Here is a 23,285-nt window from a genome sequence, read left to right as displayed (position 1 = left end):
ACGCGCTTTAACCAAAGGGATCATTATGACCGACAAGCAGCTGACCACTACCGCTGGGGCCCCAATCTCAGACAATCAAAACAGCCAGACCGCCGGTGAACGCGGACCTGTTTTGATGCAAGATTACCAATTGATCGAAAAATTGGCGCACCAAAACCGCGAGCGCATCCCAGAGCGCGTCGTACACGCCAAGGGTTGGGGTGCCTTTGGCGCGCTGAAGATCACCGAAGACATTAGTAAATACACCAAGGCCAAATCGTTGCAAAAAGGTGCAACGACGCCGATGCTGGCGCGGTTTTCCACTGTTGCCGGCGAGTTGGGAGCCGCAGATAACGAGCGCGACGTGCGGGGGTTTGCCCTGAAATTTTACACCGAAGATGGCAATTGGGATCTGGTTGGCAACAACACGCCGGTGTTCTTCCTGCGCGACCCCTATAAATTCCCCGACTTTATCCACACCCAAAAACGCCACCCAAAAACCAACCTGCGCAGTGCCGAAGCCATGTGGGATTACTGGTCGCTAAGCCCCGAGGCCTTGCATCAGGTCACCATCTTGATGTCTGATCGCGGCTGCCCAACCACCCCGATGCAAATGAACGGCTATGGGTCGCATACATTCAGTTTGATCAATGATCAAAACGAACGGTTCTGGGTGAAATTCCACTTTAAAACCCAGCAAGGACACGCTCATCTGACCAACGCACAGTCAGCGGCCAAAATTGGTGAGACCCGCGAAGGCTATCAAGAAGCGTTGTTTGGCACCATCGAGAATGGCGACTTTCCCAAATGGACCATGCAAATTCAGGTCATGGCCGAAGAAGACGCCGAAAAAGCCGCCTTTAACCCGTTTGACCTGACCAAAGTTTGGCCACATGCAGATTACCCCTGCATCACAATCGGCGAATTTGAGCTGAACAGAAATCCAGAAAATTACTTCGCAGAGGTCGAACAGGCCGCCTTTAGCCCGTCAAATATCGTGCCGGGTGTTGGCTTTAGCCCGGACAAAGTGCTGCAAGCGCGGCTCTTTTCCTATGCGGATGCACACCGCTACCGGATTGGCACCCATTACGAGGCCCTGCCGGTCAACGCGCCCAAATGCCCCGTCCATCACTATCACAAAGATGGCAATATGAACTTTATGGGGCAGCAAACCGGCAATAGTGACGCCTATTACGAGCCAAACTCGGTCGCCGGTGCGCCACGCGAAGATGCAACACAGGCAGAACCGCCGCTCAAGATTTCCGGCGATGCTGACCGGTATAATCACCGCGACGGCAACGATGATTACAGTCAGGCCCGCGCATTACACGATCTGTTTGACGAGGGTCAGCGCGCCCGTCTTTACGCCAATACCGCCGAGGCAATGCAGGGCGCGAAAGCTGACACCATTGAAAGGGTGTTGGCGCATTATGACCAAATCAGTCCGGCCTATGGCAAGGGCATCCGCGCCGCGCGCAAAGCGCTTAACGCCTAAATTCTATTGCGCCGCCCGGTCTGGGCGGCGCAGTTTCTAGCCAATCATGTCGCTGGTTTCAGACCGCGAGGCTTCATAGTGTTCACGCAACCGTATCAAGGCGATTCGCAAGACAACCTTTCCGCTGCGCGCGGGCCAACCCAGTCTTTTTTCAGCACTTTCCAGCCCTTCTAAATAGCAGCAACAGCGCAGCACAACGTCTGACAAACCTTCGCCCAGAGCCTCTACTGCTTCGCCAACGCGACGGCGCGCAGCCATGGGGCCAAACCCGCCCGACCTGTCGGTGTCGCCATTGCTGACCCCAGCGGTTAAAAACCGATCCCAGTTTTGCCCAACAGCCGCCTCCATTTGCGACAATTCGAAATCTTCCCGCATCCGCTCACCGGCGGCCACAAGATCTGAACTTAGAAATGGCTTGCCTGACTTGTCCTTGCGGCGTGCCAGAATGCTCATCGGGCTTTCGCCAGCACTAAACCGCATCCGCCTTGGCACAACGCCAGCCCCTGCACCATCTACAGGCGTACCCGCATCAAATGCCGCCTGTGCTTCGTTGAAACCTGCCAATTCCCCGGCTTTCCCAGCCGTCAGACGCCCCAATTCCGTGCGCCCTGCAGCGGTGATCTGGTAGCGCGAGATCCGGCCCGGTGTTTTGCAACTGATCCAGTCTTTTAGGGCCATGGCCTGGGCAATCGGCCGGTCGACAACCGCCATGCGTTGCGGGGCCGCCCCCGGCGTATCACGCACAACAACCGCCTTTTCCATATCCTTTGCAACGGCCAAAACCGCCCCAGCCTCGTTCAACCTTAAGAGGATTTTGCCGGCTGCATTTCTTAAGTCTTTTTCACTTGGGGGTTCCCCAGAATTCTGTGCATTCATCTCAAATGTCTCCATCAGTCGATCCGCGGCTGCACTCTGTGATACCTGTGCCCCAAGGGCAGATAATGCCTCGTCGATCAGAGGATCATCACGACGCGACTCTACCCGGCGAATTTGCCGAAGCACCGTCGACGCATGGCAATTGGAATGCCGGGCCAAAGCCCGAATAGACACACCTTGTTCCGTATGTGCCAAATAGCGAACTGCATAATTTGGCACCCATTTTGGAATGTTAGGAAGATCCTGATCTGTCCCCCAATGTTTCGTCATATATGCCCCCGGTAGGTATCTCGTGCTGCCAGTCATACCCACAGATCTTGCCAGGATTTCTCATCAAGCTAGGTCGCATTGGTTACCCATGCGTTAACACCTGTGGGCAGCCCTAAGATTGTTGACAAAAGCTAAAGAGAAGTGAAACCCGCCGAACGCATGGAACTGGCAAAACGCAACACCCCTCTAGGTTGTGCAATTCTTGCAATCCTGTTCCAGAAATAAGGATGGTGTAATGCAAGATGTTCTGACCACTTTGGCGCAACTCAACCGCCCGCGCATATTGGTGCGCACCGCAAAGGCCGCCGCGCGCGATTACCGCCGAGATCTGCATTTGCGCCACCACCTGAAGACCGATCATCTGCCCAGAAGCGTCGAAGCGCTGATGAAATTGATCGAAATAGAGCAGGACATGAACGCTTTGCGTCAAAGCAAAGACAACACGTATTCGCTTGTGGATCACGTGGGTTTGCTCAGCGCGTTAATCGCCGAGGCGCAAATGTATTGCGCCTCGCGACAAGGGCTTATTACAGCTTGAATGCCTAGCTAAGGCCTATTCAAGCGCGTCAGGCATAGAGGCCTTTTTGTCGCTGACAAAACTGCGCAACGCCGCTTCGATGGCGGGATCAAGTGCTGGCGCTTTATAATGGGCCAACAGGGTTTCGACCCGTTGCGCAGCCAGGGTTTGCGTATCGCGCGACCCTTCGTCCTGCCAGGTTTCAAACGGTTTGTAATCTAGAACTTCTGACCGCCAAAACGCCTCTTGGTAATTGGCCTGCGTATGTGCACACCCCAAATAATGCCCACCCGGACCAACCTCGCGAATGGCGTCCATAGCCTGACCGTTTTCGTCCATCGCAACACCGGCAGCCAATTTGTGCAACACACCCAATTGGTCCGCGTCCATCACAAATTTTTCAAAGCTCGACACCAGGCCGCCTTCAAGCCATCCACAGCTGTGCAGCATAAAGTTCACACCGCCCAGCAAAGCTGCGTTGTGGGTGTGGGCGGTTTCATAGGCCGCCTGCGCATCTGGTAACTTAGAGCCACACAGCCCGCCGCCTGACCGGAATGGCAGACCCAAACGACGTGCCAATTGCCCCGCCCCATAAAGAATTTGACTGGCCTCTGGCGTGCCAAAGGTTGGGGCCCCTGAGCCCATATCGATCGAGGTCACAAAGGCACCAAAGATCACCGGAGCCCCCGGTCGCACCAATTGGCTATACGCGATGCCCGAAAGGACCTCGGCCATCACCTGGGTCAAAGTACCTGCAACCGACACCGGGGCCATCGCGCCGCCCACAATAAAGGGGGAAATAATGCAAGCCTGGTTGTTCTTGGCATAGACTTCCAAGGCACCCATCATCACATCATCAAAGGTCATCGGCGAGTTGATATTGATCAGCGAAGTCATAACCGTGTTGTTTTGCACAAACTCTTTGCCAAACAAGATCTCGCACATGTCCACACTGTCTTGTGCGCGGCTTGGGGCGGTCACAGAGCCCATAAACGGCTTGTCACTCAGCGTCATATGCGCCAGCAGCATATCAAGATGGCGCTTGTTCACCGCCACATCTGTGGGTTCACACACGGTGCCACCCGAATGGTGCAGCCATTTGCTCATATAGCCGAGTTTCACGAATTTATTGAAATCATCCATGGTGGCATACCGCCGTCCGCCATCCGCATCGCGCACAAAAGGCGGGCCATAGACCGGCGCACAGACCATGTTTTTGCCGCCAATCACCACAGATTTTTCAGGATTGCGCGCGTGCTGAGTAAAGGACGCGGGGGCAGTCTGACATAATTTGCGCGCCAAACCCTTTGGAATGCGCACGCGGTCGCCATCAATATGCGCCCCTGCCTCGCGCCAGAGCTCAAGCGCGCCTGGATTGCTGGCAAAGACAACGCCAACCTCTTCCAGCAGGGTTTCCGCATTGGCCTCGATCACATCCAATGCCGCGTCGCTCAGGATTTCATAAAGCGGAATGTTGCGTTCAATATACTTCGCTGTCTCGATCTGGATCGCGCTGCGCTCGGCCCGGCGCGCGGCCCCACCGCCGCCACGCCCACGTCTGCGGGTCTCTGCTTGTGCCATAATTGTCCTCGTTGCAGCAGTCTTTGACCACCAGCTTACCGCGCGACAGGTATTGCGAGCGTGAAAATCCGGCCATTGAGGGGGAAAAGCGACATCTTGGCGCGATTGCCCAGAAAAAGCGCCTGACTGCACCAGGGGCGCTGCCCCTCGCACATAAATCAAGATTTCTGCGCTCACCCCGGGGTATTTTTTTCAAGAACAAAGCGCAGCCTGCCAAAACCGCCAAACTCGCGCCAAAGCACCACAAGGGCACTTGCGCAAAAAGCCGCGCTCGCCTATGGCTCTGCCATGACAGAGACATCCCATGACCGCCTATTGATCATCGACTTTGGCAGCCAAGTTACGCAGCTGATTGCGCGTCGCTTGCGCGAACTCAACGTCTATTGCGAAATCCACCCCTATCAAAAAGTCACAATGGATTTTGTGCGCAGCTTTGCGCCCAAAGCCGTGATCTTTTCCGGTGGCCCAGACAGTGTGACCCGCGACGGCTCGCCGCGTGCGCCACAAGAGATTTTTGATCTGGGCGTGCCAATTCTGGGCATTTGTTATGGTCAGCAGACCATGATGACCCAACTTGGCGGCAAGGTCGAAAGCGGCCATGGCACCGCCGAATTTGGCCGCGCCTTTGTGACGCCCGCCAATAAGCTGGCCATTTTGGATGGCTGGTTTGCTGACGGCGACGAGCAGGTCTGGATGAGCCACGGCGATCACGTCAGCGAAATTGCACCGGGTTTTGAGGTCTATGGCACCTCGCCCAACGCGCCTTATGCGATCACCGCCGATGTGTCGCGTCATTTTTATGCGGTGCAATTTCACCCCGAAGTCCACCACACACCCAATGGTGCCAAGCTGTATGAAAACTTTGTCAAACTGGCTGGTTTCTCAGGCGACTGGACCATGGGCGCCTACCGCGAGCAGATGATCGAAAAGATCCGCGAACAGGTTGGCGACAAACAAGTGATCTGTGGTCTGTCAGGTGGCGTTGACAGTTCTGTGGCCGCGATCCTGATCCACGAAGCGATTGGGGATCAGCTGACTTGTGTGTTTGTCGACCATGGCTTGTTGCGCAAGGACGAGGCCAAAGAAGTTGTCGCCATGTTCCGCGACAATTATAACATCAAGCTGATTGCTGCGGATGAAAGCGATTTGTTTTTGGGCGAGCTGGAAGGCCAGTCTGACCCGGAAACCAAACGCAAAATCATCGGCAAGCTGTTCATTGACGTGTTCCAGAAATATGCCAATGAAATCGACGGGGCAGAGTTCCTTGCACAGGGCACATTGTACCCGGATGTGATTGAATCTGTGTCATTTTCTGGCGGTCCATCGGTCACGATCAAAAGCCACCACAATGTCGGTGGCCTGCCTGAAAAGATGGGTCTGAAACTGGTAGAGCCGCTGCGCGAATTGTTCAAAGACGAGGTCCGCGCCTTGGGCCGCGAATTGGGCCTGCCGCAAAGCTTTATTGGCCGCCATCCATTTCCAGGGCCCGGTTTGGCCATTCGTTGCCCCGGTGAAATCACCCGCGAAAAGCTGGAAATCCTGCGCGAGGCAGATGCGGTCTATATCGACCAGATCCGCAAACACGGCTTGTATGATGAAATCTGGCAAGCCTTTGTGGCGATCCTGCCGGTGAAAACCGTGGGTGTGATGGGCGACGGCCGCACCTATGATTATGCCTGCGCCATGCGTGCGGTGAATTCGGTTGATGGTATGACCGCCGATTATTACCCGTTCACCCATGAGTTTTTGGGCGAAACCGCCACGCGCATCATCAACGAAGTCAAGGGCATCAACCGCTGCACCTATGACATCACTTCCAAGCCTCCGGGCACCATCGAATGGGAATAATCCGACTGACCGGATATATCGACATTCCAGCGGATCGCCTTGCGGCGGTCCGTTCTGCATTGCCTGACCACATTCGTCTGACCCGCGCCGAGCCCGGAAATCTGACGTTTGACGTGACCGAAGACCTTGACCAGCCAGGCCGGTTTCACGTCGCCGAAAGCTTTTTGGACCGCAAAGGTTTTGAGGCCCATCAGAACCGGGCCGCGCAATCTGTCTGGGCAGAGGTGACCCAAGGCATCCCGCGGCATTTTGAAATTGAAGAAAGCGACGAATAAGTCTTTGTCGTTTAGCCACTTTCGCATAAACGGCCACTAACAAATTTGATCAAGGTCTGTGTCATGTCGCAAAATCAACCGCATATCGTTGTGACCGGTGCCAGCGGCTTTATCGGCACCCACGTCATGCAAGCGCTTGTACAGGCTGGTGAATATCCCATTGGCCTGTGCCGCAAACCCACCAATGGGTTGGTGCATGGCTTTGATCTGACCCAGCTTGGCGACATGTCCCAGGTGCTGACCGGGGCCAAAACAGTGGTGCATTGTGCCGCGCGCGTACACACAAAAGAAGATCCGAAAACGGCGCTGGCAGATCATCGTTTGGCCAACCGCGATGCCACCGCCGATTTGCTGCGCCAAGCCGAGACCGCTGGCGTGCAGCATTTTATCTTTATGTCCACGGTGGCGGTCTATGGGCTGCAAAAGTCAGATCAGGTTATTGCGCTTGATCACCCAACCGATCCCAACACGCCCTATGGCCAAGCCAAACTCGAAGCCGAAGAGATCCTTGCCCAAAGCCCGCTGAAAACCACAATTCTGCGCGTGCCGCTGGTCTATGGCCCCCATGCACCGGGCAACTGGCGCAAGCTGATGAAACTCTGTGACAGCCGCTATCCGTTGCCCTTTGACTTTGCGGACAACCGCCGCAGCATGATCGCCGTGCAAAACCTTGCGGATCTGATCCGCCATTGCGTGCAATCTGACGCGCTGCCCGCAAAGATACTGGCCACCGATCACGACGATCTGGGCACCACGCGCATTGCCACCCAATTGCGGCACGCACTTGGCCGTCCGCGCCGCTTATTTCCAGCCCCAAAACCGCTGTTCAAACTCGCCAGCCACATAGTACGGCGACCCTATTTATACGAGCAATTGTTTGACTCGTTGCAATTTGAGCCAACAGACTGCGGCTGGACACCCCCGCTGACCGCCGACCAAGCCTTACGGCTTTCTGTACCCTCTACCAAATAATACCGATTTCCCTATCCCGCCAATTAGGTCAAGCTCAGTTCATCTTGCAGCGCAACGGGACCAGCCATGAACCCAATCTTTCTTGCAGCCCTCTGGATGAGCGGCGCCATTGTCTCGTTTTCGACAATGGCCATATCCGGGCGCATCGTTGCCGCAGAACTCGATACGTTCGAAGTCATGATGTACCGCAGCTTTGTGGGCTTGCTGATCATCTGTATCCTGACCACAGCCACTGGCAACTGGAAAGCCATCACAACGCAGAACCTAGGCACCCATGCGCTGCGCAATATCTTTCACTTTATTGGTCAAAACCTGTGGTTCTTTGCCCTTGGCCTGATGCCACTTGCCCAGCTGTTTGCCCTTGAATTCACCACGCCGATTTGGGTGTTGCTGCTGTCACCCCTGTTGCTGCGCAGCCCGCTGCGCCCCATTGCGCTTTTGGCCGCCGTGATCGCCTTTATTGGTATCTTGATTGTCGCCCGTCCGGGCAGCGCCCCGCTTGGGCTTGGGTTCATTATCGCCGCCAGCTGCGCCATCTTCTTTGCGCTGACTTTCATCTTTACCAAACGACTGACCCAAAGCCACAGCACCGTGTGCATCTTGTTTTATCTGACCTTGATGCAAGCCGGGTTTGGCGTGATTGCGGCGGGTTATGATTTGAACATCACCCGGCCCAGTGCCACGATGCTGCCCTATGTAATCCTGATCGGCCTTGCGGGGCTTTTGGCGCATTTCTGCATCACAAATGCCCTGAAAATCGCGCCCGCTTCGGTTGTGGCACCGTTTGATTTTGTGCGCCTTCCCGTCATTGCCGTGGTTGGGGCGATGTTTTTCAGCGAACCGCTGGACATTTATGTGCTGTTTGGGGCGGTGTTGATTTTCCTGGGTAACTATCTGAATATATTATCAGAAACGCGAAAAACTTCAGAATGACCAAGCGTTAACTTCGCCATTCTGACGCTTGGTCATCGGTTGACGCAAAGATTACATAATTTCTACCATACACGTCATAAGAAAGTACACGTAGGGGAGGACGTGAATGATCTATGCAATCAAAGGGGCCACGGCGCTGACGTTGATGGCGTCTTTAGCCCAGGCAGGCGGTGTCGAACGATCCAAGCAATCGGTTGGCATATTGTTTGAACAGGGCAGTCTCGTAGAGCTAAGCTTTGGCGCGGTTGATGCCTCGGTTTCGGGTGTTGGCGTTGCCGTCACTCCGGGGGCGTCATCAGGCGATATGACAGACACCTATTACCAAACCGGCCTCGCCTATAAGCGGGATCTAAATGAAAGCCTTGCCTTTGCAGTGATCTTTGATCAACCGTTTGGCGCAGATGTGAGTTACCCCACCGGGAGCGGCTATTTCGCAGGCGGCGCGACAGCTGAACTTGACAGCAAAGCAATCACCGCATTGCTGAAATATAAAACCGCCAACAACATCAGCGTCTTTGGCGGGCTGCGCTATCAAACCCTGATGGCCCAAGCTTCCGTTCCCTTTGTTGCAGGCTATACCGGCACCAGCTCCGAAGATGGTGGTTTCGGCTATGTGGTGGGCGCGGCATATGAAAAGCCTGAAATCGCCCTGCGCGTTGCCCTGACATATAACTCGGCAATCGACCACAATTGGTCGGTGGTTGAAACCGGTCCGGTGCCGGGCACCACGCCGTTGACCGTCTCAACACCACAATCCGTCAATCTGGATGTGCAATCTGGCATCGCCAAAGACACATTGCTCTTTGGCAGTGTGCGTTGGGTGAATTGGTCTGATTTTGCAATTTCACCAACAGGCTATATGGCCGCCACCGGGGCCTCGCTTGTGGCCTTTCGTGAAGACACCGTCACCTATACGCTGGGGGTTGGCCGCAAATTCAATGAAAACTGGTCCGGTGCCGTCTCTTTGATGTACGAACCGCAGGTTGGCGGGCACGCCTCAAATCTTGGGCCCAAAGACGGGGCAACCGGTGTGACTGTTGGTCTGACCTATAAAAAGGACAAAATGGAAATCACCGGTGGGCTGAGCTTGGTCGAGGTGGGCGACGCCACCACCACGCTCACCACCATCGCACCTGTGACAGCCGGCAACTTCACCGGCAACACCGCTGTCGGTGCCGGGCTGCGCATTCGCTACCGCTTCTAAGCGTGGATTGATCCCTGTTAAAGCCCCGCCAATTGGCGGGGTTTTTCCATGTATTACATCAGATCATCCCCTGGTGTACATTGACCCTCTGCCCCCTGCCCGCTACCAACGGATAAGACCACCAGAGGCAGGCCCATGATCTACAAATCCGCAAGCGATTGGCGTGACGCGCCGCAAAAGAAAGTGCTCCTTTTTGCCATGTCTGGCTTGGGCAAAACCCATGTGTCCAACATGTTGCGCGGATCTGGGGACTGGTTCCATTATTCCATCGATTACCGCATCGGCACCCGCTACATGGGCGAACACATTGCCGACAATGCCAAAGCCGAAGCCATGAAAGTGCCGTTTTTGCGCGATCTTTTGCTGTCTGACAGCATCTTTATCGGCTCTAACATCACATTTAACAACCTCACCCCGCTCTCAAGCTACCTTGGCAAACCCGGCAATCCCGAACAGGGTGGCCTGCCGTTTGACGAATATATGCGCCGCCAAGAGCAGCACCGCATCGCCGAAACCTCGGCCCTGTTGGACACCCCGCATTTCAGCCATCGCGCCAAAGCGCTCTATGGCTATGACAACTTCATTTGCGACACAGGCGGCTCGATCTGCGAAGTGGTCGATCCCCAGGACCCCAACGACCCGATCCTAAAATCTCTGTCTGAAAACGCTTTGATGGTCTGGATCAAAGGCTCTGACGCCCATACCGCAGAACTCTGCCGCCGTTTTGATAAATCACCTAAACCTATGTATTATCAACCGGAATTCCTGCTCTCCAGTTGGAAATCCTACCTCGCAGAAAACGACTGCACCGAAACACAGGTCGATCCGGACGCTTTTGTCAGATGGACCTACGCCAAAGCCATGGCCCACCGCCAACCGCGCTATCAGGCCATGTCAGATTGGGGCATCACGGTCACCGCCGAAGACATCGCACAGGTCACAAACCCGTCAGAGTTTGACGACCTGATCGCCGAGACCCTTGAGCAAGCCTAAGCCCTGCCCTACATAACCCCTCTACCCAAATAGGACACCACTCCCATGCCCATCAAACTGCCCTCCGACCTGCCTGCCTTTGACGTGCTTTCGCGCGAAGGCGTGATGGTCATGTCAGAACGGCAGGCAGAGCGGCAAAACATCCGGCCTCTGCGCATTGGCTTGTTGAATCTGATGCCCAAGAAAATTCAGACCGAAAACCAATTCGCCCGTCTGATTGGGGCCACGGCGTTGCAAATCGAATTTTCACTGATCCGCATGAGCGAACATCAGACCAAAAACACGGCCGCCGAACACATGGCTGAATTCTACCGTCCCTTTAGCGAAGTCAAAGCCTCGGGCGAGAAATTTGACGGTCTGATCATCACCGGTGCCCCCATCGAACACATGCCCTTTGAGGATGTGACCTATTGGGACGAACTCTGCGAGGTCTTTGACTGGACCCAAACCAATGTGCATTCCACCTTTGGCGTGTGCTGGGGCGGCATGGCGATGATCAACTATTTCCATGGCGTGAAAAAACATCTGCTGGACGCCAAACTGTTTGGCTGCTTCCGGCACCAGAACCTTGACGAATCCAGCCATTACCTGCGCGGGTTTTCTGATGATTGCGTGATCCCTGTTAGCCGCTGGACCGAAATGAAGCAGTCAGAAATTGACGCCGCCTCGGGGCTGAAAACCCTGCTGGCCAGCGAAGATGCCGGGCCCTGTTTGGTCGAAGACCCAAAGCGCCGCGGGCTCTATATCTTCAATCACTTTGAATATGACAGCGACACGCTGAAACAAGAATATGACCGCGACATCGCCAATGGTACCCCGATCAATGTGCCGATGAATTACTATCCCAACGATGATCCATCCCAAAAACCGCAGAACCGCTGGCGCAGTCACGCGCATTTGCTCTATGGCAACTGGATCACCGAGGTCTATGAAACCACCCATTACGATATGAACGACATTGGCCGCTAAGCTGTTCATAATATTTGGACTTTGCCTGTTTGCCATTGCAGTCACCACACTGCTCAAGGCGCGCGCCAACGAAGCGCGCGCCCTGGCGGCCTATCCACCCGAAGGTCAGATCATCGATGTCGACGGCCACAAAATGCATGTGGTGCAGCGCGGCTCTGGCCCTGATCTTGTGTTGATCCATGGCTCCTCTGGCAGCACCCGTGACTTCACCTTTGCTTTGGTGGACAGGCTGGCCGCCGACTTTCGGGTGATTGTGATAGACCGACCGGGCCTTGGCTATTCAGAGCCTCTAAAGAACGCCACGCTGCAACGCCAGGCCGCCCTGTTACAGAAAACCGCCGCACAGCTGGGGGCCAACACGCCCATCGTCATGGGCCAAAGCTATGGCGGGTCGGTGGCTCTGGCTTGGGCCGCCCATCACCCGGAAAACATTGCCGCCCTGGTGCCCATCGCCACCCCCTCGCTGCCCTGGACCACAGGCCTGAGCACATTCTATAAACTGACGTCCCACCCAATAATGGGTCCGCTTGTCATTCCATTGCTCACCGCATGGGTGCCCGAAAGCCGCGTAAACGCCGAAGTTGAAAGCGTTTTTACGCCGCAATCTGCCCCGCTCGGCTATGCGCAACATTTTGGGCCGGGTCTGACCCTGCGCCGCGTTTCACTGCGCGCCAATGCCCTGCAACGCGCGGGCTTGCTGCAGGAAATCACCGCGCTTTCGACGCAATATGCAGATCTGCAAACCCCAACCGAACTGGTGCATGGCGATGCTGACACCACGGTCGGGCTTGAAATCCATTCTCGCCCTTTGCAGCAAACCTTGCCCAATGCCCATCTGACCGTGTTACCGGGCATCGGCCATATGCCCCACCACAGCGCACAAACAGAAATAGTGGCTGCAATTCATCGCGCCGCCGCCCGCCGCCCGTTGCACTAGACGCAAGTCGTTGCCATATTAAGAAAAAATGGAGAGGCCATATGCAGCTGCCCTTTGATGGAGCAATCAGCACTTTCTACAAAACCACCGCCCCCGAGGCGATGCGCGCTGCGATCCAAACCGCCGACAAAGGTGATATCCTTGACACCGGTTATCCCCACGCCAAACGGCTAGGGCGTAAATCTTATGAACGGGACATGGCTTTGCTGCAAATAGAGCTGGCCAAACTGCAAACTGGCCTGCGCGACAGTGGCAAACGCGTCGCCATCGTGTTTGAAGGCCGGGATGCCGCCGGAAAAGGCGGCACCATCAAACGCTTTCGCGAAAACCTGAATCCGCGCGGGGCGCGGGTTGTGGCCCTGTCCAAACCCACTGAAACCGAAGCCACCCAATGGTATTTTCAACGCTATATCCAACATCTGCCCTCTGCCGGTGAACTCACCTTTTTTGACCGCAGCTGGTACAATCGCGGCGTGGTGGAAAAGGTCTTTGGCTTTTGCAGCGATCCTCAACGTCAACATTTTTTCAATCAAGTCTCCGACTTTGAGCATATGCTGGCAGACGAAGGCATCATCCTGATCAAATTCTGGTTGAATGTCGGGCGCGCCGAACAATTGCGCCGCTTTCTGGCCCGCGAAAGCGATCCTTTAAAGCAATGGAAGCTCAGCTGGATCGACGTGGAGGGCCTGCAAAAATGGGACGCCTATACCCAGGCCATCAGCGAAACCTTTGCCAATTCAGACACCGATCATGCCCCCTGGACCGTGATCCGCAGCGATGACAAACGCCGCGCGCGCCTCAATGCCATCCGCCATGTGTTAAATCACATCGACTATGCCCATAAAGATGCCACAGCCATCGGGCTTTGTGACGACAAAATATGTGGCGGCACGGATATCTGGCATGCCTAAACGCGGATATCACCACGGCAACCTGCGTCAGGCATTGGTCGAGGCCGCGCTGAAACTGATCGAGGTCAAAGGCCCCACAGGCTTCACCCTGTCAGAGGCTGCCAAAACCGCGGGCGTCACCCCAGCCGCCGTCTACCGGCACTTTGAAGGTCGCGAAGACCTGATCGCCGAAGCTGCCCGCCAAGGCTATGAAATCTTTGCAGATCTGATGCAATTTGCCTATGACAAAGGCCAACCCTCAGCACTCGCCAGCTTTGAAGCCACCGGCCGCGCCTATCTGGCCTTTGCCCGCAAATACCCAGGTCACTATATCGCCATGTTTGAAAGCGGCATTTCGGTCAATCGCACCCCCGAACTGGCCGCCGTCGCGGCCCGCGCCCGCGGCGTGATGGAACAGGCCGCCACCGACCTCAGCCAACATATCCCACCGGATAAACGCCCACCGGCCAGCATGTTTTCCGCCCATATCTGGGCCATGAGCCACGGCGTGGTCGAACTGTTTGCCAGAAACTCCCCGGGCACCCAAAGCCCCTTCCCACCCGAAGATCTGCTGGAAACCGGCATTGGCGTCTATCTGCGCGGCCTGGGCCTGGTAAAACCGGACGACTGACTTGGGGCGCTGCCCCAAACCCCGGGGTATTTGCCTCAAGCACAAGAGCATTCATCTTTCCCAAAATACTCTGGGGGTTTGGGGGCAAAGCCCCCATGACAAATCCAACAAAAAAGGGCCACCCGAAGGCAGCCCTTTGAAAATTCGAAAACAGATAAGCTTAACGCTTGGAGAACTGGAAAGAACGACGCGCTTTGCGGCGGCCAAATTTCTTACGTTCAACAACACGGCTGTCACGTGTCAAGAAGCCGGCGGCTTTCAACGCGCCACGCAGGGATGGTTCATAAAGCTGCAGCGCTTTAGAAATACCATGCTTGACCGCGCCCGCTTGACCGGACAGACCGCCACCTTTCACAGTTGCGTAAACGTCGAATTCACCTTCAACGCCAGCAACAGTGAATGGTTGTGCCAGGATCATTTGCAGAACCGGACGGGCGAAATATTCGTTCTGAGGCTTGCCGTTTACAACAACCTTGCCAGAGCCTGGTTTGATCCAAACACGGGCCACAGCGTCTTTACGCTTGCCGGTTGCATAAGAGCGGCCCAGTTCGTCACGAACAGGCTCCGCAGGTGTGGCGTCCAGAACCAGAGCATCTTCGCCGTTTGCAACAGCGGACAGCTCTTCCAGAGAATTGATTTGATCAGCCATTGATTAGCTCCGCGTGTTCTTGGAGTTCATGGATTTCACATCCAGCACTTCTGGCGCTTGCGCCTCGTGTGGGTGCTCGGCACCAGCGTAAACGCGCAGGTTTGTCATGATCTGACGGCTCAGGCGGTTGCCTGGCAACATGCGTTTTACCGCAGCGGTCACAACGCGTTCAGGGAATTTACCCTCAAGCACTTGCTCAGCTGTGCGGAACTTGATGCCGCCCGGGTGACCAGTGTGCCAGTAATAACGCTTGTCGGTGCGTTTCTTACCAGTCATCTGGATTTTGTCGGCATTGATGACAATCACGTTGTCACCAGTGTCCATGTGCGGCGTGAAAGACGGCTTGTGCTTACCGCGCAGGCGGGTCGCGACGATCGAAGCCAAACGGCCCAGCACCACGCCTTCAGCGTCGATGATGATCCATTTCTTTTCGATGTCTGCCGGAGTAGCAGAAAAGGTTTTCATGGTGGTCTACCTAAGTTTGGTTGACAGAGGGCCAACGGATCAATTCAACGACACGTCGACACATCAATATGCGATGGCCGGGTTATAAAGCGCAGAACGCCACAGTCAAGTGCAGGAAATCGTAAATAATACTGCAAAAACAATACATTACAAAATAGGTATCATTTTACCCCAATAAACTTACCCTTCCGGACTGAAAAACACGCCCGTGCCAACAGCGCGCAGAGTGCGCAACGCCAAAAGCAGCACAATCAGCGTTAATACTGCGCCAAGTGCCGCGCCAATCCAGATGTGTATTGTGGACACCGCCAAGACCCCAAACTGCAGCGAGGCGATGGTCAGCCCAGCCACCGGAAAGCTCAGCGCCCACCAACTCAGCGCAAAGGGCAATTTGGCAAAATTACGCGCTTGGATCAGCACCAGCAGTGCAAACACATAGGCCACATTGATCAGAACGCGCGCAAAGCTGTCGACTTCACCCACCAATTGCACATAGGCCAGAAAGGCCAAAGCAGGTGGCGCAATCAAGATCACCAGGGTCGGCAGCAATTTTCCGGGCAGTGGATCATGAAACATCAGGCGGTTGATCACAAGCGTCAGCAAGACGAGCCAGAAAATCAACCCGCCCGAAAAGAACAACCACGACAGCTCGACATAGCCCAATTGCGCCCCAGCCACAGGCACAATCACATTGCCCACTGCTGGAATGAACCAGGCCGGGCTCAGTTGGCCCATCTGAAACGCCCGATGGCTGATCCAGCTTGAAATCACCGCCAGCGTCAGCCCGCCCTGCAACACCACGGCCACAATCCACAACACATGCGCGAACTCTGGGGCAAATGGCAGATAGGCGGTGGCCATCAACAACAATGAAATCGAGATCGCTGGGAAAAATGCCAATTTGGGTGGCGCGTTCCATTCCGCCGCGCAGGCCTGCGGGAAGCGCAGAGCCTTTACACCGTAAAGCCCGGCCACAATCAGCAACACCGCTGTTGCCACTCCGCGCAAAACTTCAGCCAAGGGCAGAACCGCCGGAAATTGCCCGGCAATGGCCTGCGTCGCCAGAACCCAGCCCCACAGGCCCATAAGAACGGCAAAAAACGCAATAGGAAAATGATGCAAACCCCGTTTGTGGGCCAACATCTCATTTGTGGTCTGTGCTGTCATTTTGGTGACCCTTCATCGGCAATAGGTTCGCGTCTTGCAGAACATATATAAATTTCGGAATATGATAACAATACCACCTAGCGCTGCTCAGGTGGTAAAACTGCGCGGCGGATTGTCCAGCAGCTTTCGCACAATGGCCACCCCCTCTTCAAACCGCCCCTGGTCAATCTGCCCGTTCATCGCCAAGCGCACCGCATGGACCGCTTGCCCATCGCGCAATGTGAATTCATCCGCTGATTTAATCTCGACACCGGCCGCCTCGGCGGCCTGAGCAAAGGCTGGTGCGCGCCAGCCAACGGGCAATTCGACCCAAACCAAAGGCACATTGCTGCGCCACCGGATGGCATAGCCCCCCAAGTGATTGACTGCGATGCGCAGGTCAGAATTGATCCGCGCCTGCACTGAATCGATGATGCCGGGCAATTTTGGATGCGTCATAACATGGGCAAACACCTCGGCCAGAATGCTCGAGACACCAAAATGGCTAAACTGCACGCTGCGCAACATATCCCCCACCCAGGCTCGGGGCGGAATGGTGAACCCAATGCGCATCGCCGGTGAAACAAGCTTGGAGGGCGAGCTGACATACCACCCAAGTTCCGGCAGCAAGGCGCGAAAACTTTCGCCTTGATGCTGTCCCGTATGGTAACAATCATCATCCACAACATGCAGCCCATGCCGCAGGGCCACGCCGGCAATTTCACGACGCCGACGCTGTGACATGATGCGTGTGGTTGGATTGTTCACTTCAGAAGAGGTACAATATAGCTGCGCGCCTGTGGATTGTACCAATCGCTCTAAGGCTTCGGGGTCAGGCCCCTCGCCGTCCCACGGCACGCCAACCACGCGGGCGCGGCATAATTCGGCGGCTTTGCGGAACCCTGAAAAGGTCACAGCATCTACCAAAACCACCGGATCGGCACCGCGCAGCACCGATTGCATCACATGCAAAATGGCATTTTGCCCACCATGGGTCGTGACCAGGTCATCAACCGTATAGGACCCCAGTGGCGCGTCCTTCATCCACTGCATAAACGCAAGGCGCGCCGGCAGGTTCACCTGGCGTTCGGGGTAACGCATTAAGGCGTTTGGCGTCAATTCATTCGATACTTTGCGCAGCGCTTCGCGGATCAAGGTCTCTTGGCCCATGCTCGGAATGCGCGGGCTGCGCATGTCGATTATGTCGGGTTTTTCACCGCTCAGATCCAGGCTTTTTCGCTCTGCAACAAAGGTGCCGCGTCCAACGCCAGCAGTCAGCGTGCCTTGATCCACCAAGATCGAATAGGCCCGGGCCACGGTGCCCGGTGTGATGTCCAATCGATAGGCCAATTCGCGCACAGGTGGTAGTTTTTGACCCTGCGTCAACTCGCCTTTTTTGATCGCCAGATGGATACAATCCACCAATGCACGATACTTTGCGCCCCCGGTTTGAGCCAACAGAGGCTGCCAGTTTGTACCCATTACAATGTTTTCCTAGACCAGAATCTTCGCGCATTGTACCCAAAGGCCGACGGTACATCCAGTGCTTTGTATCGATACAATTTTGGAGATTCCCATGGCGCGTGCAGCGCAACATTGCTTGCTTTCAATACCCTTTCTGCAAGACCACCCTCTTCCGGTGCTTGCAGAGCGGGCCTTGTCGCTGGTTATGGTTGCCGCGCTCTGGGTTAGGCATCTGCCATCGCGACATACCTTGTCTTGTCTTGATGCTCAGAGGCCGCAAGCCATCGGTGTCACTCCCGATGTCTCGGCTGCGCAAGCAGCCAATCCCTTCTGGCGGACGTAAACCCCGTCCTCTGCCAGATCTACTAAGCCGGGGTTCGCCCCGGCTTTTTTTCACCCTCCTCCCGTTTGGGTGGAATAGAATAGGTCAGTGATGCACGCGCCACCAGCGCCGTGCTGCCTTCAGAACGCAGCCGCACATCTATCACCGCTAGACTTCGGCCCAGTTTCAACACCTCTGCCGTGGCAATCAAGTCCGCATCTGCCGCAGGTTTGCGCATGAAATCAATCGAACATTGCGTGGTCACCGCGAGCGCCTGCGGCCCAATGGGTGCCAATACTGCGACATAAGCCGCGACATCTGCTAAAGCAAACATCGACGGCCCCGATACCGTACCGCCGGGCCGCAAATGCGTTTCCTGCACCCGCAAACGCATCACAGCCACAGATCCGTCCAGCGATTCAACAACAAATTCATCGCCCATCTGCGGAAAAACCTCCGCCAAGAATTCCGTCACCTCTGTGACTGACATCACAGGCCGATGTTCCGATGCTGAATTTTGCGACATGTCTTTCCTCCGGCGCGTTGCGTGTCCAAGGCTTGCGCGCATGGCCACAGAAGACAAGTCAGTCGCCGCGTAACGTCACGGCATTTCCTGCTCAAACACGCATGTCTCCCGCGCCCAATCCCCCAGCAAGCCCCCCCCGCCGAAAGCCCCCCCGAATTCCAACCCGAATTGTGGCAAAATCAAGGCAAATACAGCCCTTCAAACCTCCGCCTCAGGTTAACAAAACGTTAAAAAACAAAGCAATACAGGCCCAATCCAGTCTTATTTTGATTGTTTCCTAATTCGTGCCGCATTTTTTCCCAATTCGCGCTAGCGCAATAAAAAAAGACCTGCCATAACAGCCAAAGCAAAGACGCGATCATGCATCGCACAGTCTGTGCTGATGCTAGACCAACATTGGGTCGCTGCACGGTGGAAGGTCCCTCCAGGGACAGATCTCTCTCTGTCCTCGACGTTCCCACCGCAGCGACCCAAATGTTATCTTTCCTGACCCGCCGTGTCGCACAAACCTCTTTCCAAACGCGCGCCCGTGGCCTATCTCGCCCTTTATGACACAGACATTGCATATCATCGGCGGCGGAATGGCCGGATCCGAGGCCGCCTGGCAGGCCGCGAACATGGGCGTCAACGTGGTGATCCACGAAATGCGACCCAAAGTCGAAACCTTTGCCCACCGCACCGGCAACCTGGCCGAAATGGTGTGCTCAAATTCCTTCCGTTCTGATGACAGCGAACAAAACGCCGTGGGTCTGTTGCATTGGGAGATGCGCGCCGCAAATGGCATCATCATGCAAACCGCCGACAAACACCGCCTGCCCGCCGGTGGCGCCTTGGCGGTCGACCGTGATCCCTTTGCGCAATCTGTCACCGATACGTTGCTGGCCCACCCAAATATTTCTGTCGAATATGGCGAAATCAACGCGTTGCCGACTGATGGCCATTGGATTATCGCCACTGGTCCGCTGACCTCTGCTGGCCTGGGTGCCGCCATCCAGCAAGAAACCGGTGCCGACGCTCTGGCGTTCTTTGATGCCATCGCCCCGATTGTCTATGCCGATAGCATCGATATGAATGTCGCTTGGTTGCAATCGCGCTATGACAAGGGCGAGACCGAAGAAGAACAAAAAGCCTATCTGAATTGCCCGATGACCAAGGATCAATACGAAGCCTTCATCGACGCATTGCTGGCCGCAGACAAAACCGAATTCCACGAAGGCGAAACCGCTGGTTACTTTGACGGCTGTCTGCCGATCGAGGTCATGGCGGAACGCGGGCGCGAAACCCTGCGCTTTGGCCCGATGAAACCCGTGGGTCTGACCAATGCCCATGATCCGGAAAACAAACCCTACGCCGTGGTGCAGCTGCGCCGCGACAATGCACTTGGCACCTTGCTTAATATCGTCGGTTTCCAGACCAAAATGAAATACGGCGCGCAAACCGAAGTGCTGAAAATGATCCCCGGTCTGGAAAACGCCTCTTTCGCGCGCCTTGGGGGCATCCACCGCAACACCTTTATCAACTCGCCCACTCTTTTGGACGATCAGATGCGGATGAAATCCAAACCGCACATTCGCTTTGCCGGTCAGATCACCGGCGTCGAAGGCTATGTGGAAAGCGCTGCCATGGGGCTGTTGGCTGGACGTTTGGCCGCGGGAGAAATCCTTGGCAAACCGGTGCAAACCGCGCCGCTCAACACGGCCATGGGCGCGCTTGTGCATCACATCACCGGCGGTGCCGAAGCCAAAACCTTTCAGCCAATGAATGTGAACTTTGGTCTCTTCCAACCGGTCGAAGGCCTGAAACATGGTCGCCGTGGACGTAAAGAACGCTACAAGGCCTATTCAGACCGCGCCAAAGCAGATTGGAAAAGCTGGCTTGAGGCATAGGCGCGTAGGCCGGGCTAAAGCCCGGCTTACCGCTAAAAACAAACGCGTTAACCTGCCAAAACCGGAATGTTTCGCGCGAAACGTGAAAAACCACGCGAATCGTACGTTTCAGCGCCTCAGTTGTACAAATTGTACAATTAACGCAAAATGACAAAACCGAACCTTGTTATTCCGGGTTAATGCAACACTATATCAAGTACTTACAACGCATACATAAGGTGACAAGTCACCTTAACAAACCTGATTAACACAGCGTACGGCGGCAGTTTTTTCCAGAATATTGGTCTGTCCGCGGTTTTGTTAAAATTATTTTGCGCTCTATGCCATCGCTCTGTTAAACTGCGACAAACAACGAGTAAGCCTTTGAAACCATTGACTTTCCGAACCCGCTTTGCCCCGTCACCCACTGGGCCTTTGCATCTTGGTCATGCCTATTCTGCCTTGATCGCCTTTCGGCAGGCCCAAGCCAAAAAGGGCGCATTTTTGCTGCGTATTGAAGACATCGATCAATCGCGCAGCCGACCCCACTGGGAAGAGCAAATTTATGATGATTTACAATGGCTTGGGATCAAATGGCAACGTCCGGTTATGCGCCAGTCAGACAGGGCCAGCGCCTATAAATCTGCCCTGAACCAGTTGACGGACATGGGGCTGACCTACCCTTGCACCTGTAGTCGCGCCGACATCCAAGCCGCCGCCAGCGCCCCTCAAGAAGGCGTTCCACAATTTGGCCCAGACGGCCGAATTTACCCCGGCACATGCCGGGAAAAAACCTTTGATTTACAAGACGCTGCGCCGGTCGTGCGCCTAAATATGCACAAGGCACTTCAGCGCATTTCGCCCCCGGAATTTGACGAATTTGGCCCGCTTTATCGCGGCACACACCAGTTAGATCCGGATCACCTGCAAAGCCATGTCGGCGACATCATATTGGTGCGCCGCGGCATGGCCAGCAGCTATCACCTGTCCGTCGTCGTCGACGACGCCGCCCAGCATATCAGCCAAGTGACACGCGGCGCTGACCTGTGGGAGGCAACGCAAATTCACGTTGTTTTACAAACACTTCTGGGGTTACCCATCCCCAGGTTTTACCACCACGATTTGATCCGTGACGCTGCAGGCAAGCGACTTGCCAAACGCGACGACGCGCGCGCCATTGCGACTTATCGCGACGCAGGCGCGGCACCACAAGACATTCTTAACCTGATTGGCTTATGACAGGTCGATAGGCGACATCAGCTCTACGTTCTCGCCGTTCTGCACAGACGTGTAGAAACAAGAGCGCCGGTTCGTGTGACACGCAGGCCCCTTCTGATTGATCAGCACCAAGATGCAATCGCGATCACAATCATAGCGAAAATCCACCAATTCTTGCGTATGACCACTGGTTTCGCCTTTGATCCAGAACGCCTGACGCGAGCGCGACCAATAGGTCACTTTCCCGGTTTCCAAAGTCATTTCAATAGCTTGCCTGTTCATCCAGGCCATCATCAGAACATCTTTGGTCTCTGCATCCTGTGCAATCGCCGGGATGAGGCCTGCGTCATTATACTTCAGGCTATTTGCATCAAAAGACATGTGGTTTCCCTTTGCATCTGCGCTTGGCCTCTCTATCTATGAAAGACGAACGAAAGGGAACCTCGATGTCCGGTGAAAACGACCTGATCAAATTGTATTCTGGCCAAATCCTTGCCTTGGCGTCAGACATGCCCCATGCCGCCCGCCTTGAGGCCCCGGACGCAAGCAGCAAAAAACGCGCGCCGTTATGTGGGTCTACAATCACGGTGGACGTCAGCGTAACAGACGGAAAAATAACGGATTTTGGCCAAGATGTAAAAGCCTGCGCTTTGGGTCAGGCCGCGGCCTCAGTGGTTGGGGCCAACATCATCGGCCGTAGCAGAGCCGAAGTTGAAACCGCCCGCGACGACCTGAAAGCCATGCTGAAACAAGACGGCCCGACGCCCACCGCACCATTTGATGGCCTAGAGGTTCTGCGCCCGGCACGTGAATACAAAAATCGTCACGCATCAATCCTGCTGTCGCTGGAAGCAACGCTTGATGCCTTTGATCAGGCCCAGCAAGCCGCCTGCGCTTAACACCCTCAAACAAAACAAAAAAATCGCCGCACTTTCGGGGACGAAAGGCGGCGATCAGTGATGCGTTCTTGTGAGACAGGATGTGGCTGAATGGGATGAGTAGGCAGACCCTTCAGGACTTGGGGACAGGCAGTGTCAGTCGTCGGTGCGTATCAAAGTGGGGACAGGATACGCGCACATCCAAAAAAGAACGCGAGGCAAAAAGTTAGGTTACTCCCGGAATATGCAGCGCCACCAACAGCATCACAACCAACGCAGCCGCCCCAACGGCATCTTGCACCAAGGTGCTTTGAGAATTGCGAACAACGGCTTTGATCTGAGTATACATGAGGTGGCTCCTGCGGCTCAATTCGTTTTGTTG

At 55.3% G+C, this 23,285-nt stretch carries 24 protein-coding genes; 15 read left to right on the top strand and 9 right to left on the bottom strand.

Going from position 1 to position 23,285, the window contains the following annotated elements; all coding sequences use genetic code 11:
• Positions 1-25: 25 nt before the first annotated feature.
• Positions 26-1,474 carry a catalase gene (locus ABXG94_RS03415; protein WP_353532309.1) on the top strand — a complete coding sequence of 483 codons (1,449 nt, stop codon included), beginning with the start codon at positions 26-28 and terminating at the stop codon, positions 1,472-1,474.
• 36 nt (positions 1,475-1,510) lie between these two features.
• Here ABXG94_RS03415 and ABXG94_RS03410 read toward each other — a convergent pair whose 3' ends face one another.
• Positions 1,511-2,620 carry a DUF6456 domain-containing protein gene (locus tag ABXG94_RS03410; RefSeq protein ID WP_353532308.1) on the bottom strand — a complete coding sequence of 370 codons (1,110 nt, stop codon included), beginning with the start codon at positions 2,618-2,620 and terminating at the stop codon, positions 1,511-1,513.
• A 235-nt stretch (positions 2,621-2,855) separates the two neighbouring features.
• On the opposite strand from ABXG94_RS03410, the gene ABXG94_RS03405 reads away from it, so the two are divergent.
• Positions 2,856-3,158 (top strand): DUF6477 family protein, encoded by a 303-nt coding sequence (locus tag ABXG94_RS03405; RefSeq protein WP_353532307.1) that lies wholly within the window; start codon positions 2,856-2,858, stop codon positions 3,156-3,158.
• Between the two features lie 15 nt (positions 3,159-3,173).
• Here ABXG94_RS03405 and ABXG94_RS03400 read toward each other — a convergent pair whose 3' ends face one another.
• Positions 3,174-4,718: a trimethylamine methyltransferase family protein gene (locus ABXG94_RS03400; RefSeq protein WP_353532306.1), complete on the bottom strand. Its 1,545-nt coding sequence runs from the start codon at positions 4,716-4,718 to the stop codon at positions 3,174-3,176.
• A 288-nt stretch (positions 4,719-5,006) separates the two neighbouring features.
• Between ABXG94_RS03400 and guaA the strand changes: the two genes are divergently transcribed.
• The 10 genes from guaA to ABXG94_RS03350 all read left to right on the top strand — a co-directional run bounded on the left by guaA (position 5,007) and on the right by ABXG94_RS03350 (position 14,370).
• Positions 5,007-6,566, top strand: a complete 1,560-nt coding sequence (gene guaA, locus ABXG94_RS03395; RefSeq protein ID WP_353532305.1) for a glutamine-hydrolyzing GMP synthase — start codon at positions 5,007-5,009, stop codon at positions 6,564-6,566.
• On the top strand, positions 6,557-6,841 hold the full coding sequence (locus ABXG94_RS03390) for a putative quinol monooxygenase (RefSeq protein ID WP_353532304.1): 285 nt from the start codon (positions 6,557-6,559) through the stop codon (positions 6,839-6,841). The genes guaA and ABXG94_RS03390 overlap by 10 nt, the downstream gene beginning before the upstream one ends.
• Positions 6,842-6,904: 63 nt before the next feature.
• A complete protein-coding gene (locus tag ABXG94_RS03385; protein ID WP_353532303.1) occupies positions 6,905-7,813 on the top strand; it encodes an NAD-dependent epimerase/dehydratase family protein in 909 nt (302 codons plus the stop codon).
• 66 nt (positions 7,814-7,879) lie between these two features.
• A complete protein-coding gene (locus ABXG94_RS03380) occupies positions 7,880-8,746 on the top strand; it encodes a DMT family transporter (RefSeq protein WP_353532302.1) in 867 nt (288 codons plus the stop codon).
• Positions 8,747-8,852: 106 nt separating this feature from the next.
• Complete coding sequence (locus ABXG94_RS03375; RefSeq protein ID WP_353532301.1) at positions 8,853-9,950, top strand: OmpP1/FadL family transporter; 1,098 nt, start codon at positions 8,853-8,855, stop codon at positions 9,948-9,950.
• A 135-nt stretch (positions 9,951-10,085) separates the two neighbouring features.
• Positions 10,086-10,943 (top strand): ATPase, encoded by an 858-nt coding sequence (locus ABXG94_RS03370; RefSeq protein WP_353532300.1) that lies wholly within the window; start codon positions 10,086-10,088, stop codon positions 10,941-10,943.
• Positions 10,944-10,988: 45 nt separating this feature from the next.
• Positions 10,989-11,912: a homoserine O-acetyltransferase MetA gene (gene metA / locus ABXG94_RS03365; RefSeq protein WP_353532299.1), complete on the top strand. Its 924-nt coding sequence runs from the start codon at positions 10,989-10,991 to the stop codon at positions 11,910-11,912.
• Positions 11,902-12,849, top strand: a complete 948-nt coding sequence (locus ABXG94_RS03360) for an alpha/beta fold hydrolase (protein WP_353532298.1) — start codon at positions 11,902-11,904, stop codon at positions 12,847-12,849. Before metA ends, ABXG94_RS03360 begins: the two co-directional genes overlap by 11 nt.
• A 41-nt stretch (positions 12,850-12,890) precedes the next feature.
• Entirely contained in the window at positions 12,891-13,760 is an 870-nt protein-coding gene (gene ppk2 / locus ABXG94_RS03355; protein WP_353532297.1) for a polyphosphate kinase 2, read from the top strand.
• Positions 13,753-14,370 carry a TetR/AcrR family transcriptional regulator gene (locus ABXG94_RS03350; protein WP_353532296.1) on the top strand — a complete coding sequence of 206 codons (618 nt, stop codon included), beginning with the start codon at positions 13,753-13,755 and terminating at the stop codon, positions 14,368-14,370. The genes ppk2 and ABXG94_RS03350 overlap by 8 nt, the downstream gene beginning before the upstream one ends.
• A gap of 160 nt (positions 14,371-14,530) precedes the next feature.
• On the opposite strand, the gene rpsI is transcribed toward ABXG94_RS03350, so the two are convergent.
• From rpsI to ABXG94_RS03325, 5 genes are all read right to left on the bottom strand, one after another.
• Positions 14,531-15,019, bottom strand: coding sequence for a 30S ribosomal protein S9 (gene rpsI / locus ABXG94_RS03345; RefSeq protein ID WP_353532295.1), 489 nt, complete (start codon positions 15,017-15,019; stop codon positions 14,531-14,533).
• 3 nt (positions 15,020-15,022) lie between these two features.
• Complete coding sequence (gene rplM, locus ABXG94_RS03340; protein ID WP_353532294.1) at positions 15,023-15,484, bottom strand: 50S ribosomal protein L13; 462 nt, start codon at positions 15,482-15,484, stop codon at positions 15,023-15,025.
• Between the two features lie 180 nt (positions 15,485-15,664).
• Positions 15,665-16,651 (bottom strand): SLAC1 anion channel family protein, encoded by a 987-nt coding sequence (locus tag ABXG94_RS03335; protein WP_353532293.1) that lies wholly within the window; start codon positions 16,649-16,651, stop codon positions 15,665-15,667.
• A gap of 87 nt (positions 16,652-16,738) precedes the next feature.
• Positions 16,739-18,112: an aminotransferase-like domain-containing protein gene (locus ABXG94_RS03330; protein WP_353532292.1), complete on the bottom strand. Its 1,374-nt coding sequence runs from the start codon at positions 18,110-18,112 to the stop codon at positions 16,739-16,741.
• 347 nt (positions 18,113-18,459) lie between these two features.
• A complete protein-coding gene (locus ABXG94_RS03325) occupies positions 18,460-18,942 on the bottom strand; it encodes a PaaI family thioesterase (RefSeq protein WP_353532290.1) in 483 nt (160 codons plus the stop codon).
• 548 nt (positions 18,943-19,490) lie between these two features.
• Between ABXG94_RS03325 and trmFO the strand changes: the two genes are divergently transcribed.
• Together trmFO and gluQRS are read left to right on the top strand one after the other, a co-directional pair.
• A complete protein-coding gene (trmFO, locus tag ABXG94_RS03320; RefSeq protein ID WP_353532289.1) occupies positions 19,491-20,828 on the top strand; it encodes a methylenetetrahydrofolate--tRNA-(uracil(54)-C(5))-methyltransferase (FADH(2)-oxidizing) TrmFO in 1,338 nt (445 codons plus the stop codon).
• A gap of 372 nt (positions 20,829-21,200) precedes the next feature.
• Positions 21,201-22,046 (top strand): tRNA glutamyl-Q(34) synthetase GluQRS, encoded by an 846-nt coding sequence (gluQRS, locus tag ABXG94_RS03315; protein WP_353533996.1) that lies wholly within the window; start codon positions 21,201-21,203, stop codon positions 22,044-22,046.
• On the opposite strand, the gene hisI is transcribed toward gluQRS, so the two are convergent.
• The gene (hisI, locus tag ABXG94_RS03310) at positions 22,041-22,406 is read right to left on the bottom strand and encodes a phosphoribosyl-AMP cyclohydrolase (protein ID WP_353532288.1); all 366 of its coding nucleotides are present in this window, start codon (positions 22,404-22,406) and stop codon (positions 22,041-22,043) included. The genes gluQRS and hisI overlap by 6 nt on opposite strands.
• A gap of 65 nt (positions 22,407-22,471) precedes the next feature.
• Here hisI and ABXG94_RS03305 point away from each other — a divergent pair, with 65 nt between their 5' ends.
• Positions 22,472-22,924, top strand: a complete 453-nt coding sequence (locus ABXG94_RS03305) for an iron-sulfur cluster assembly scaffold protein (protein ID WP_353533994.1) — start codon at positions 22,472-22,474, stop codon at positions 22,922-22,924.
• A gap of 205 nt (positions 22,925-23,129) precedes the next feature.
• On the opposite strand, the gene ABXG94_RS03300 is transcribed toward ABXG94_RS03305, so the two are convergent.
• A complete protein-coding gene (locus tag ABXG94_RS03300) occupies positions 23,130-23,252 on the bottom strand; it encodes a hypothetical protein (protein WP_353532287.1) in 123 nt (40 codons plus the stop codon).
• Positions 23,253-23,285: the final 33 nt, after the last annotated feature.

The organism is Cognatishimia sp. WU-CL00825 (genome assembly GCF_040364665.1).
GTDB lineage: Bacteria > Pseudomonadota > Alphaproteobacteria > Rhodobacterales > Rhodobacteraceae > Cognatishimia.
Note: the sequence above shows the minus strand (reverse complement) of the source record. Positions and strands in the feature narration are given on the sequence as shown.